Origin of the sequence: Lysinibacillus sp. UGB7, from assembly GCF_049058285.1 — a bacterium.
GTDB lineage: Bacteria > Bacillota > Bacilli > Bacillales_A > Planococcaceae > Lysinibacillus > Lysinibacillus sphaericus_B.
Window position 1 is genome coordinate 1 of the sequence record NZ_JBMGUV010000009.1, and the last position, 12857, is coordinate 12857.

At 34.3% G+C, this 12857-nt stretch carries 12 protein-coding genes and 2 pseudogenes; 10 read left to right on the forward strand and 4 right to left on the reverse strand.

Annotation, left to right across the window (positions count from 1 at the left end; all coding sequences use genetic code 11):
* The 3 genes and pseudogenes from ACOMCU_RS09955 to ACOMCU_RS09965 all read left to right on the forward strand — a co-directional run.
* Nucleotides 1–227 (forward strand): hypothetical protein (locus tag ACOMCU_RS09955; protein ID WP_421050086.1); only part of this gene is annotated, 227 nt, incomplete at its 5' end.
* The gene (tnpB, locus tag ACOMCU_RS09960; RefSeq protein ID WP_421050087.1) at nucleotides 224–403 is read left to right on the forward strand and encodes an IS66 family insertion sequence element accessory protein TnpB; all 180 of its coding nucleotides are present in this window, start codon (nucleotides 224–226) and stop codon (nucleotides 401–403) included. The genes ACOMCU_RS09955 and tnpB, both read left to right, overlap by 4 nt.
* Nucleotides 404–491: 88 nt before the next feature.
* Nucleotides 492–896: pseudogene (locus tag ACOMCU_RS09965) on the forward strand (IS66 family transposase); the annotation flags it as partial.
* A gap of 557 nt (nucleotides 897–1453) precedes the next feature.
* On the opposite strand, the gene ACOMCU_RS09970 reads toward ACOMCU_RS09965, so the two are convergent.
* Nucleotides 1454–2533: a hypothetical protein gene (locus ACOMCU_RS09970; protein WP_421050088.1), complete on the reverse strand. Its 1080-nt coding sequence runs from the start codon at nucleotides 2531–2533 to the stop codon at nucleotides 1454–1456.
* Nucleotides 2534–2788: 255 nt separating this feature from the next.
* On the reverse strand, nucleotides 2789–3448 hold the full coding sequence (locus ACOMCU_RS09975) for a septal ring lytic transglycosylase RlpA family protein (RefSeq protein ID WP_010861319.1): 660 nt from the start codon (nucleotides 3446–3448) through the stop codon (nucleotides 2789–2791).
* 236 nt (nucleotides 3449–3684) lie between these two features.
* Here ACOMCU_RS09975 and ACOMCU_RS09980 point away from each other — a divergent pair, with 236 nt between their 5' ends.
* Genes ACOMCU_RS09980 through ACOMCU_RS09995 form a run of 4 tightly spaced genes read left to right on the forward strand, consistent with a single transcriptional unit; the run spans nucleotide 3685 to nucleotide 6442 of the window.
* On the forward strand, nucleotides 3685–4263 hold the full coding sequence (locus ACOMCU_RS09980) for an accessory gene regulator ArgB-like protein (RefSeq protein ID WP_421050089.1): 579 nt from the start codon (nucleotides 3685–3687) through the stop codon (nucleotides 4261–4263).
* Nucleotides 4250–4399: an AgrD family cyclic lactone autoinducer peptide gene (locus ACOMCU_RS09985; RefSeq protein ID WP_219365015.1), complete on the forward strand. Its 150-nt coding sequence runs from the start codon at nucleotides 4250–4252 to the stop codon at nucleotides 4397–4399. Before ACOMCU_RS09980 ends, ACOMCU_RS09985 begins: the two co-directional genes overlap by 14 nt.
* Before the next feature lie 6 nt (nucleotides 4400–4405).
* Nucleotides 4406–5659, forward strand: coding sequence for a GHKL domain-containing protein (locus tag ACOMCU_RS09990; protein WP_421050090.1), 1254 nt, complete (start codon nucleotides 4406–4408; stop codon nucleotides 5657–5659).
* A 12-nt stretch (nucleotides 5660–5671) separates the two neighbouring features.
* Nucleotides 5672–6442 carry a LytR/AlgR family response regulator transcription factor gene (locus tag ACOMCU_RS09995; protein WP_219365017.1) on the forward strand — a complete coding sequence of 257 codons (771 nt, stop codon included), beginning with the start codon at nucleotides 5672–5674 and terminating at the stop codon, nucleotides 6440–6442.
* Nucleotides 6443–6796: 354 nt separating this feature from the next.
* Here ACOMCU_RS09995 and ACOMCU_RS10000 read toward each other — a convergent pair.
* Nucleotides 6797–7345 (reverse strand): annotated as a pseudogene (locus tag ACOMCU_RS10000) (IS3 family transposase); the annotation flags it as partial.
* Between the two features lie 291 nt (nucleotides 7346–7636).
* On the opposite strand from ACOMCU_RS10000, the gene ACOMCU_RS10005 reads away from it, so the two are divergent.
* From ACOMCU_RS10005 to ACOMCU_RS10015, 3 genes are all read left to right on the forward strand, one after another.
* Entirely contained in the window at nucleotides 7637–8671 is a 1035-nt protein-coding gene (locus ACOMCU_RS10005) for an ABC transporter permease (RefSeq protein ID WP_010861318.1), read from the forward strand.
* A 1-nt stretch (nucleotide 8672) separates the two neighbouring features.
* Nucleotides 8673–9359, forward strand: coding sequence for an ABC transporter ATP-binding protein (locus ACOMCU_RS10010; protein WP_010861317.1), 687 nt, complete (start codon nucleotides 8673–8675; stop codon nucleotides 9357–9359).
* A 525-nt stretch (nucleotides 9360–9884) separates the two neighbouring features.
* The gene (locus ACOMCU_RS10015) at nucleotides 9885–10796 is read left to right on the forward strand and encodes a hypothetical protein (RefSeq protein WP_421050091.1); all 912 of its coding nucleotides are present in this window, start codon (nucleotides 9885–9887) and stop codon (nucleotides 10794–10796) included.
* Between the two features lie 352 nt (nucleotides 10797–11148).
* On the opposite strand, the gene ACOMCU_RS10020 is transcribed toward ACOMCU_RS10015, so the two are convergent.
* On the reverse strand, nucleotides 11149–12702 hold the full coding sequence (locus tag ACOMCU_RS10020) for a bifunctional metallophosphatase/5'-nucleotidase (protein ID WP_421050092.1): 1554 nt from the start codon (nucleotides 12700–12702) through the stop codon (nucleotides 11149–11151).
* Nucleotides 12703–12857 lie beyond the last annotated feature (155 nt).

Below are 12857 nucleotides of genomic sequence, written 5' to 3' on the forward strand. Positions count from 1 at the left end.
CTATAAAGGTATCAATTAAAGGAGGTGCCTTTCATATGCCACAGCAAAAATTAACGATTATCCCGGTCATATTATATCCCGAACTTAAAAATTCCTCAGTAGTCAACTCAACAGAAGATTCCCGCATTAATACATGTACGATTAAAACAGCAACGGTAGAAATTTCCTTCTGTAATGGAGTAGATGAGCACATCTTCCAAAGTGTGATGAGGGAGTTGAAACTTTGAAACACGATTTTACTAACGTGAAAAATATCTACATCGTTTGTGGAAAGACGGATATGCGAAAAGGCATTGATGGCTTAGCTACACTGATTCAAGATTCTTTCGAACTTGATCCCTATAGCGATTCGATTTTCCTGTTTTGTGGCCTGAATAAAGATCGAAAAATGTTTGTATTTTGATGGGGATGGATTCGCCCTACTCTATAAACGCTTAGTTGGCGGAAAACTCCAATGGCCGAAAGATGAAAATGAAATACCAGGAAACGTGAAACCAATCGTTGAAAAGTTTCAGGATTGGGTTGAAAAATCGCCGTTCTACGGAAAAAATGCGCTTGCAAAGGCTGCGGAATATACACTTAATCGAGTGAATGGTCTGAAAGCATTCTTGAATGATGGACGTATTGAAATCGATAATAATCTAGCTGAAAATACCATTCGTCCCAACGTCATAGGGAGAAAAAATTGGCTTTTCTCTGTCAGTGAAGCAGGTGCAAAAGCAAACGCCATCTGCTTGAGCATCGCAGAAACGGCCAAAGCAAATGATGTGGACTTCTATCAATACCTGATGAAGTTAATGACGGATCTACCGAATCTGGATATCCACAGAAACCTAGAAATTTTAAATCAGTACATGCCTTGGTCAAAAAACATCCAAACTGCATGTGGAAAATAAAATAGCCGTATATCTGATAAATCGTGATGCGTACCGAGAAGGTGCGCCTATTTTTTTATAATTCGGGCTTACGGTTTTTCATACCATATTTTCTTGTTTCTTTGTATAGTAAGAGAAACAAGATTTCGGTATTCGTAAAGTGAAGAAAAAAGTTTGGTATTTTCTAATGAACAATTAACAGACTTAATTGAAGGAAAAATCGTAGGGGACAAGCTCCCATAGAAAAACACCTCCTCATTGATTATTTCAGGTTTCAATACCCGTTATTCAATGAAAGGTGTTTTTCTTTGTCTCATGGTTAGACAAGCCCACTCCTACTCTCAACTCTATTGTTTTACCTGAGGTATGCCATGCATCTATAATACATCTAGTAGCTTTTATTTATCAAAAGGTTAAAAAAGAACCTACGTTTTTTTATTGAAATATATGTATTTAGAGGCAACAATGGCTTGTGACGTGAAGATTTCACTTTCTATAGACGTTTCACTCAACACGGAAGAAACAGCCTGTTTACAAACGAAGGAATGGATCTAGTTTTGACTGAACAACTGTAAACCCTAATATGTAACCGTCAAATCCGTAATCAAAGCTGGTTTTTTATACTCATATACTTTTGTTATTTCTTTATTATCCAAGTCATACTTATAGATACACTGTATTTTAGAAATTATACCGTCAAAATTAACTTCTTCTGCATTTTTAGGTATACCCGAAAAATAAATAAATCGCTCATCTTTTGACAATACCGCTAACCTTCTTTGACCAATCTCTGATAATATGGGATTCTTACTTTTTTTAATCATTTGATCTGTTAATACGGTGGTTAACGATTTGTCTGTAAGAGCTAACTGATAAATGCCGCTTCCTTCATCTTCATTAATATTTTCTCCTCCAAGAATAATAGAATTCCCATTAGATCCATATGCAATCGAATCAATATTGATGGCTTTTATATTCGTTACCAAATTCATGTCAGAGCCATCTAAATTCATTTCATATATTGAATAAACAATTTGCCCGATAGTTCCACCATCTTCATTTGCAGCTGTCCGTCTTGCCGTATTCTCTTCCTCAGAGACAAATGCACCAATAATTTTGTCTTTAGAAATATCATACATTTCTACAGCACGGTCAGGTTGTTCAGTATCAAATACAGTAGAATTCTTCTTTTGCACATCTACTTTCGCAATCTTGGAGACAGGGATTGTTGCTCCTATTATTTCACTGTAGATGGTGTTGCCTTCCTTATCACCAAATCTAGGAATAAGTTGTCCTAAAGTATCATTTGTAACTTGATAAGTTTTTTTATCATTTCTGTCTAATAAATAAATCTCCCAAGGTCCATCACCTTTTGCACTTGTATAGGCAAGATATTGTTTATTGTCTGAAAGTGTTGCATGTAACCAAACTGCTTCATTATTAATTAATTCGTTTTCTACATTTTTTTCAGCATTTATCTCCACTACACTACTTTTACCTTCCTTATCAAATACAGAAACAATGAGTTCTTCATTATCATCAACATGTGGGATGGTATCTTCTTTCTTTTGACATCCAAACAAAACTAATATTAACGATAAAAAAATGATAACAGTAGCACCTATTTTTTTTTTGAATTTACAAATAAATCCATACATTATACACTTCATCCTTTGCGAATTTATTTTAGAAATTGCATTATCACATACCAACAACCGTCAAAATACTACATATTATTTTGATAAGAAACTCAGTTATTTTATAAATTTATACAGCCTATTTCCCCTAATTAAGAAGAATCTAATTTCAATCAGAATCACTGAAAAAGTCAGTTTACGCCAAAAAAAGATTGTGTAAACTGACTTTTCATATCTATAAAAAAAGATAAATCAAAGAATTATTAACCACTCCAACTAATAACTAATCGTTCCGTTAAATAATCCCGCACTTGTAGCATGTAGTTTACCAAAAGATTGTTTAGACATATCTAAAATTCTTCCGTTCACATACGGTCCTCTATCTAGAATTCTAACTGTTGTAGTTTTTGAATTATCGTTACTTTTTACAGAAACAGATGTTTTAAAAGGTAATGATTTATGAGCTGCACCATCATCCGCTTTTTGACCAGATGCTGTAGAACTTTCTGCATAAATATCAAACCAAGAAACTTTCCCCGATTCTGTTTTTGCTTTTGCGGCTAAAGGAAGAATTTCTTGTAACGGACTAATTTCTTTCATTTCAACATTAATGGATTCTCTACTTTCTGGAACAACTACTATTGGTGCACCTAAAGCATCATAAACCACTGTCATACCTGGTTTTATAACTGGCAAATCTGTTTCGTCTTCTTGAAGTCTATATTGCATGAAACTTGCTTTTTTATCTCCTTCTCTCAAAACAACAGATTCTTCCTGTTCATTAAATTTAATTACTGTCCCTGGAGCCATGTATGCAGGAATAGTCACTTCATTGTCTGTACTCGTTTCAATACTTTCACTTGAATTAGCAGCAAAAGCTAAATTGGGAATAGCCAAAGAAGATGCTACTACACAACCTAATAATAATTTTTTCATTTTACATCTTTCCCTTCTCGTTCTTTAGAAATATGTTGCTAGTTGCATCATATTTCTTAAAAAGCATACATGAAAAATATCTTGTATAGAGTGTATTTTCCTATAAAGTAATCTATACATCCTAAACGCTAACTCACACTATTATTGTAACGCATAGGAAGAAAAATTGATATTTAAGGAAATTTAATACCATTTTTATATAATTTGTGTAAAATAGGAAATAAAGGTGGACGTTTATGAAATATATAGAGAATCAACTAGTCAAGCTATTTACACTTGAATCTCATACACAAACTGAGAAGCTAAAAATTGAATATGGTATTAAGCTAATTGTTTCAGAGACAGTTAAATTACTGATTGTCTATATTATTGCTAGTTTATTAGGTTGCTTATTAGAAGTGGCTGTTACTCATATGTCATTTTATTTATTAAGACAAGTTTGCTTTGGCTATCATTTTTCAACAAGTAGACAATGCTTAATAGGAAGTATTTTATTATTTCCTGTCCTATGTAAGATTGTTACATATATAAAGTTTACCACGTTATTCTTATCTATTTTGACGCTGTTAAGTCTACTATTAGTAGTAGCTATAGCACCTCAAGGTACAAAAAAGCATCCTATTTTGAATGTAGCACATAGAGGCTATTTAAAAAAGAAAATTTATAAACGTTCTACCATTCTATGTGGTATCTATTTATTACTTCCGAGGGACTTACTAAAATTCATTACATTAGGCATTTTCTTGGAACTTTTTATGCTTTTATTAGAAATATATTATCAAAAAAGGGAGACTGTTTTACATGAATTATCTTGAAGCAATTATTAAAAATATCTCAACTATTATTATATCTATCACACAAAATGATATGGTCTATGTTTGTAGAGTTTTAGCTTATGAGGAAGAATTACCAGAAGAACTAAAAAAAGAACATCCTTTTTATAAAGGATAGTCCATTATGCTTTTTTACATATTAAGGGATTTAACATTCACTTTTGGAGCATTGTTCTACCTTCTAACGATTCGCCCAACTAAAATAAGGCTTATACAATCTATTGGCTTAGTAATACCTTTTTGTTTACTACTCAAATATGCCTCACAACTTATTGCTATTGGCTATTTATTTATTGTAGCTAGTTGGCTATTTTACTCATTCAAAAAGAGTATTATAGCTTTTTTTGATGTTATTGTCGTTCTACTAATTAGCATTTTTTCAGACAATCTAGCACAGCTTATCAATAGTTGGCTTACTACTAATTCAATACTACTAGAAACATTTTGGTTTATACTATTTTTTATATCTCTTAACATTCTCTATAAAAATATCGTGAAAAAGAAGTTGTCTTCGCGGTATTTGTCCTCGAAAATGCAGCTATTGCTACTTTTTATCGGGATACTAACACTTGGAATGTTCTACTTAAATGTGTTCTTTTTAGGGGTGCAGGATAATGATACCTTGACGACTGCAAATTTCTTTATTCAAATCACCTATATGTTATTGATAGTGTTTGCTGTTAGCTCACTTGTTACAAATCTCAACAAAATGCAAATGATTCGGCAAAAGGAAGTAACACAGCAGCAGTTTTTTGAATATATGCAGGTACTGGAGCAAGTGAATACAGATATGCAAAAGTTCCGCCATGATTATATAAATATTTTAATGTCGTTGCAAAACTATATAGAAGATGAGGATGTACAGGGATTAAAGCAATATTTTTATTCGCATATTATGCAGGCGGAGCAACAGACCTTATTCCAAAGTAAAATGATTGTTACATTGGAAAATTTGCAAATTGTCGAACTAAAAGGCTTATTATCCTCTAAGCTGTTACTCGCGAATCGTTTACAGCAAAGGGTCACGATTGAAATTCCACATACGATATCCTCTGTTAATATGAGCCTTATTGATTTAACGAGGGTGCTAGGCATTTTGATTGATAATGCTCTTGAGGCGAGTGTTGCGGAAGCCGATTCAGTTGTTCATATTGCTATTCTCCCCTCACATGACCATGTTGTTATCGTCATCGACAACCCATTACAGGATGCAACCTTCAATATTTCGACTCTCTTTGATTATCAATCCTCTTCTAAAGGAGAAGACCGAGGAATTGGTTTAGCCAATGTGAAGGAAATTTTACAGACTTATCCTAATGTTACATTAAACACGCGTATTGAAAAACAACAATTTATTCAGGAGTTACAAATTTATTAAGGGGTGTCTACTATGAAAATTGTTATTTGTGAGGATGATGCACAACAACGGAAATTTTTGCAATCGACTATTGTTCATTCTTCTTTATTTCAATATAATGATATTGAGATTGCATTGATTGCCTCTAATCCATCTGAGGTATTTGCATACATACAGGAACACCGAGCAGATTGTTTTTTATTGGATATTGAGCTTCAGCATGAGATAAATGGCTTAGAGCTGGCAAATACTATACGCAGTAAAGATCCTTTTGCAACGATTATCTTTATTACCACCCACGCGGATAAGTTAAGGCTAACCTTTACGTACAAAGTGGCAGCACTGGATTTTATTGTTAAAAACAAGCCGGATTTAGCTGAAAATTTAATCGACACCTTGCATGTTGCTTATCAAAAACATCAAAATATACATACCCAGCAAATCGAAAGGGCTTTTCAAGTGAAAATAGGAGAACATATTAAAATCATCCCATTTGATGATATTTATTGCTTCTCTACATCACCAAATGCACATAAAATTGAGCTGAAGGAGAAAAGTGGTGTCTATGAATTTTTCAGCAATTTAACAGATATTGAACAGCAATTAGATAATCGCTTTTTCCGCTGTCATCGCGGGTATATTGTTAATTTACAGCATATTCATAAGATTGACTCAACTTATCGAACAATTACAATGAAAAATGGCTCTATTTGTAATTATTCATTTCGCTACAAAAAAGCATTAATGAATGCACTGACTCTACATCAGACATTATCTTTAAATAGTGCTAGTCCTGGAAAATGACGTATTTCACCATATTATTCTACTAATTTCACCATGATTCGATTATTGACAGTCGATGATCATGAGATTTGCATGGCTCTCGTTCAACAGCAACCCGCTGAATACTTATTTATTATTGGGGATATCGAGTCTTTTGGCTATGACTAGCCTAATATGGAAAAAATTTCTATTATCATTTTCTTCATTACACTTTTAATAAAGGTTTTTATGCCATTGGGATTTCAGCTGAATTAAATTTTCAACAGAATGTAGGTATTACTATTCCTACTACTGCGAATGAAACAGACCTTGACTTGTATATGTTTCAAACTAATATCACAGATGTTGGTATGTCAACACTAAACTGGACAAAAATTATAAGGTCTGTTGCTTGAATTCCACTGGTGTTAAATAGCCTAGTGTTCCATGAATTCGAATGTTTTTGAACCAATGAACAGTATCATCAAGTTCAAGAGCGAGCTGTTCAAGAGTAGAGAAATGTGCTCTGTTAGCGAATTCGGTTTTAAATACCTTAAACATCGCCTCAGCCACGGCGTTATCATAAGGGCATCCCTTCATGCTCAGGAATCGCTGGATTCCGAATGTTTCTAGGGCTTTTGAAATGAGCTTTTTATCAAACTCTTTTCCTCGGTCTGTATGAAACATTTGAATGTCGTTCAAGTTACCTCTAATACTTACTAGCGCTTGATAAACCAGCTCTGCTGTCTTATTTGCACCAGCACTACGGCCAATGATTTCACGATTGAAAAGGTCGATAAATAAGCATACATAATGCCATTTTGTTCCGACACTGACATATGTTAAATCACTCACGATGACAGCCAACGGCTCTTCTTGCTCAAATTGGCGCTGTAATTCATTTTTTACCGGCGCTTCATTACATGTTGATTTATACGGCTTATACCCAAAAGTCAAAACCCTTAATCCTATAGGGTTTTTGACTTTTTTGTTTTGTCATAAAGCATCAGTAAATACCATTCAACCGTAGTCAAAACCTTAGTTGATTTTCAATAGGTCGATATGTATGTGGTGGGCAAGTATGCATCAATAATTTGCAAAATCGTTAGCCAACGCACTTCTTCAAAGTGATATATCAAAATACTACAGTATTGTTTTGAATGTAATGATTTGTTCATCTTCCGTTCATATAGGCGATGTATTGTAAGCTTATAAAAGTGATTGGGGGCGTTTATGATGAACCTTGCTTGGAAAGAAATTAAGAAATATAAAGTGAAATTTTTGATATTGGGTTCAATTGTTTTTCTTGTGAGTCTACTAACCTTTATAATTTCGGGTTTGGCAAATGGATTATCGCAGGACAATGCTGCTTTAATTAAAGATTTACCAGAAGGGCAATTTTATATGAATGAAGATGCAGATGAAAGCTATAATCTGTCAAGAATAGATAGTCGTATCCAAGATGAAATCTTAAACCAACAAAAGGATGCTGTAGCGTTTTCTATTCAAATGGGCTTTTTAAATGATGAGGCTGGTAAGCAGCAAAGTATTGCTTTTGTGACTTCTACGCCTTCAACAGTATTTGCAAATGTGAAACATGAGGAAGTTATTTTAGATAGCTCATTGAAAGAAAAAGGTATACAGGTTGGCGATACATTAACGAATAATCAATTTAACGGCAAGTTCGTTGTAAAGGGTTTTGTTGAACAAAAAAAATATAGTCATGCCCCTGTTGCTTATATAAGTATGGAGGATTACAAAGAAATGTATCGGGTTGAAGAAATGCAATTGGTTTTCACACCAGGTGGGGATGCGTCACAAACATTTACAGGGTTACAATCATTTTCAAATAAAGATTTTCTGAATACGATTCCAAGCTACAGCGCAGAGCAGATGTCTCTTAATATGATTGTTTGGTTTTTAGTAGTAATTAGTGGCCTGTTGTTTGCAATCTTTTTCTACATGATGAATGTTCAAAAAATCGGGTTATACGGTATTTTAAAAGCAATTGGTTTAAAAACTAGTCGATTATTCAAAATGATATGGACGCAGATGGTTGTGATCACAATTATTTCGCTTGTGATGTCTATTATACTGAGTCAAATTTTTAATGCGATGGCACCGAAAGGAATGCCTTTTAGTTTAACGCTTGAAACAACACTGCAATTGTCTTTAGTATTTCTAATTATTGGATTTATAGGAGCTACGATTTCAGGGATACAAATTAAAAAAATCGAGCCATTACAAGCGATACAGCAAGGAGAGATCTAATATGACACTATTTACAATGGAGAATGTTAGAAAAACTTTTACGAATGGTGAAGTGCAGGAAGAAATACTAAAAGGCATTAGTCTTTCCCTGAATAAAGGCGAAGTAACAGCATTAGTGGGCGCCTCTGGTTCTGGAAAAAGTACACTGCTTACTATAGCTGCAGGACTTCAACCTACATCCGAAGGGCAAGTCATATTCGAAGGGAAAAATATGATGAGTTTGAGTGCTGAACAAGTTCGACAAGTGCGAGCAAGTAAATTTGGTTTTGTCTTTCAATTTGCGCACCTAGTGCCATTTCTTACAGTAGAAGAACAACTCATGCTAATGCTAGATGTTTCTGAAACAACATTAAAGAAACATGAACAAAAAGAAGAGATTCATCGGATACTAAAATTAGTGGGGATGGATCATCGGAAAAATGCCTATCCACCTTCATTATCAGGGGGAGAGAAACAGCGGGTTGCTATTGCACGTGCAATCATTCATAAGCCGAAAGTTCTCTTCGCAGACGAACCAACAGCAAGTTTAGATTCGAAAAAATCTGAAGATGTTATGTTGTTAATCCGAGATTTGACTAAAACATTAAACATTACTACTTTAATGGTGACACATGACGAAGAAATGCTTCCATATACTGATAAAGTAATTAAATTGAGCGATGGTCAAATTCTAGAAAATGGCGATTAAATGCGTGCACTATAGCTAAAAATGTTGACTGCCACAGCCTTTTAGGTTGTGGTTTTTCATTTGTAGCTTTCTCTCTTAGAAAAATACTTTAACCAAAAAGCAGTAACTATCATTTACGCGGCATATGTTTTTCCTGAAAATGTGGATTGGGGTTGGCAAGCACTTAATGGTAGCAACCATACACCCAAAGTTGATGTTCACAACACTGAATGTATTTTGGTAGAATGACACAAAAAATACTATAAATGTAAAATGATTTATTGTGTTATCATATTAGTACTATTATATTATGGGACGTTGAGATGAATAGGTGTTTTGTAATCAATGTGGAGGTACTTTAGTTACTGATACTGATACTGAAACAAAGAAAAAAGAAAAAGATGCTGATATATAATTTTGAGCGGTTGCTTTAGAGCAGCCGTTAATTTTTTGTCAACTTTAAATACACCCATTTTTTATTAGTGGATTACAGTGCAAAAAAAATTTTAAATGAATATTGAGTACATATTAAAGGAGTAGTTGATGATGGTTAAGGTTAAACATTTAGTAATAGGGTTAGGAATGTGTTTACTGTTAGCAGGTTGTAGTGGTAAAGAGGTTGTTAAAGAAAGTACTGAAATAAATGTTGAATCAGAAATTCTAGCATTAGAAACACTTTTGAAAGAAAAGAAATATGAAGACCTTTTAATTAATATGGAATCTTTAGATTTACCAGAATCAGAAACTGATAAAGTGAAAGAAGTCGGTACAAAATTTGTAGACCAATTAATAAAAGAGAAGAATATGGATTTTTTAGCTTCAAAATCTAACAGAATTAGAATAACTGTCAGACGTGATGATTGGAATAGAGTGGAAAAATTTGTAGAACAAGAAACTGAGTTAATATTAGATGAAATGGAACAAGCGGTAAGAAGTAACGATTTTCGAAAGGTTCAGGAAATGTATGAGAATGAGAAAATACTAGAAGAAAATGTTGAATTTTCTGCAATGTATAATTACGCTCTTTATTTACAAACAGACCAAAATTCTTATAAAGCGTCAGGGGCTTTAGCACTTGCAGTTGATCCTAACTACTATGGAAGAATGAAGGATGAAATTGTAGCAGGAGTAACAAATACATCATATGAAAATCCATTATCTTTCGGACCTATAACTACAACTAATTGGAAATGGATAGAAGGAGAGTATCGAATGAATATAGCTACTATGGAAAGGATAGGGAATGAAGAAAAAGAAAGAAAAGAAAAAATTGAAAGTGCTAGAGGTAAGAACCCTACTCTTGGCATGACATACGAGGAAGTAGAAGCATCATTATGGGGTGAACCAGATGATGTTAATAGAACAGTAACAGAATACGGAACGAGTGAACAATGGGTTTATGGCAATGGTCAATATCTTTATTTCGATGATGGTATATTAACAGGTTTTCAAGATTAACTAATTATATTATGAGACCAGTGTCTTCTTTTGACTCTATGTATGCGCCATGAATGAGAAATAAATAGAAAACCTTCAAGTAAACAAAGGAAGAGGGACGCTTGGCGAAAATGAGCCACCAATGATTTTACTACAAAGTCATAACAACATACCGCCTGTAGCGGAAAAACTATGTGATAGGAACAATTACTATTACTTTATTCTCATTAATAATACTCGCATTTAAAGCATAAATTTTCCGCTTGGAAAGTTTATGCTTTATTGCTTTTTCGGAAACTTTAAGAAGCTTATTTTCCGTTTTGTCCGTACATTTTGAACCTGTTTATCTCTTATAAAGTGTCAGAATTAAAGCTCAAAATAATATTTTCCAATTTTGATGCTGCGTTGCTTGAATGATTGGATGCTCTTCAAAATAACGGGTAATAAGTTCGGTCATATCAGTTTGAACATCCTTTATAATCGGACAATCTGCAAAATAGGGGAAGTTCCCAGCGCCGGTAGCACGATAGTTATTCATCACGACATCATAGGAGGCTTGCAGATTTAGTGGCTCACCTTGAAAAGTCACTTCTGTTACTCTTTCTCCAATGGGACGACGAATATCTAGGGTGTAGTTGATTCCTTCCCACATATCATAATTATAGGGTTGTGCTTTCGGATAAAGAAAGCTTTTAGATATAGTTAAATCCCCATCCTTTAATGAAAAATAACTGGCATTTTGTTCAAGCGCTTGGACAATCTGTTTCCCCTTCACTCGTAACACTTTTAAGGTATTGGGAAAAATATAATTTGTTACAATATGCCTCCTAGTAACATCCTTTGGAAACCCTCCAGGCCCATCGTGAAATAATGCCGTACATGAGATTGAGGTGTTGGTCATTGCCATTTGCACATTTTGAATGAACTCGATATATGGATGTTTATAGACACGTACATGAAAGGCATTTTCAAATAACATGTTTCCTTCAATGGTCCCTAGAGGCTCATCCAACCAGTTTTCCGTTTGTTGATGAATGGCTTCCAACAGTGATGTTACTTGGGGACAAGCGGGTGTATCTTCTTCCACGTAATGTAAGGTTGCTTCGTGATGCTTGTTGATGATTTGTCCATTCTCTATATCGAGTTCAATCGTAATCGCAGCTAAGCAATTTCCTTTCGTGCCAGGCTGTACAATGGATTTAGCGAAGGCTTTTGTAGCAATTTCTCGATGCTGATGGCCAGTGATGACAATATCGCACTCAAGTTCTTTACACATGAGATAACCTTGATTTTCTCCTGTGTTAGGTTCTAGTAATTCCCCTGATGATAAGTCATGTGAAAATCCACCATGATAACATAGCACCACCACATCTACCTGTTCATGTTGACGTATATGCGTGATCCATCTTTTGGCACTTTCAAAGGCATCATGAAAATCTAAGTCCTCGATATGAGCTGACTCCTCCCAAACGGGTACAAAATGCGTTGTGACACCAATTATACCAATGCGTATTCCGTCTAATTCTTTGACAATATAGGGCTGCGTAAATGCTGTCCCATCTTCATGAAAAATATTGCCACTTAACCAAGGAAATTGTGATTGGGTAACTGCTTTTTTTAAGAAGGGGAGCCCGTAATTAAATTCATGATTGCCAAATATCGCAACGTCATAGTTTAAGAAATTGGCTATCTCGATAATGGGGTTTGGTCTATGTGAGTGATTGGCATGGTAGTAAGAAGCTAGCGGACTACCTTGAATTAAATCGCCATTATCAATTAACAGACTCGGTGTTTGTCCACGTAATTCCTCTATAATGCTTGCTAATTTCACTAACCCTAAAGGTTCGAGTGTACGGCGATAGGTAGTAGGCATAAGATAGCCATGGATGTCACTTGTTACAAGTAATTGCAGTTTTTTTGTCTCCATAAAATTACTGAACCCCCAAATGATTTGAATTGACTTTAGTATACGATGTTTAGACAGCTAAAAAAGAACTAGTAAAAGAAATTTACAATCAATTTACATATTTTAGAAAACAATATAAACCTTTCACATGGGTTTAACAATGCTTTGCTATATTT

Excerpts from the sequence above, each read along its gene's own strand:
- ACOMCU_RS09970 (WP_421050088.1), bottom strand. The coding sequence starts at position 2,533 with ATGTATGGATTTATTTGTAAATTCAAAAAAAAAATAGGTGCTACTGTT.
- ACOMCU_RS09975 (WP_010861319.1), bottom strand. The coding sequence starts at position 3,448 with ATGAAAAAATTATTATTAGGTTGTGTAGTAGCATCTTCTTTGGCTATT.
- ACOMCU_RS09980 (WP_421050089.1), top strand. The coding sequence starts at position 3,685 with ATGAAATATATAGAGAATCAACTAGTCAAGCTATTTACACTTGAATCT.
- ACOMCU_RS09985 (WP_219365015.1), top strand. The coding sequence starts at position 4,250 with ATGAATTATCTTGAAGCAATTATTAAAAATATCTCAACTATTATTATA.
- ACOMCU_RS09990 (WP_421050090.1), top strand. The coding sequence starts at position 4,406 with ATGCTTTTTTACATATTAAGGGATTTAACATTCACTTTTGGAGCATTG.
- ACOMCU_RS09995 (WP_219365017.1), top strand. The coding sequence starts at position 5,672 with ATGAAAATTGTTATTTGTGAGGATGATGCACAACAACGGAAATTTTTG.
- ACOMCU_RS10005 (WP_010861318.1), top strand. The coding sequence starts at position 7,637 with ATGAACCTTGCTTGGAAAGAAATTAAGAAATATAAAGTGAAATTTTTG.
- ACOMCU_RS10010 (WP_010861317.1), top strand. The coding sequence starts at position 8,673 with ATGACACTATTTACAATGGAGAATGTTAGAAAAACTTTTACGAATGGT.
- ACOMCU_RS10015 (WP_421050091.1), top strand. The coding sequence starts at position 9,885 with ATGGTTAAGGTTAAACATTTAGTAATAGGGTTAGGAATGTGTTTACTG.
- ACOMCU_RS10020 (WP_421050092.1), bottom strand. The coding sequence starts at position 12,702 with ATGGAGACAAAAAAACTGCAATTACTTGTAACAAGTGACATCCATGGC.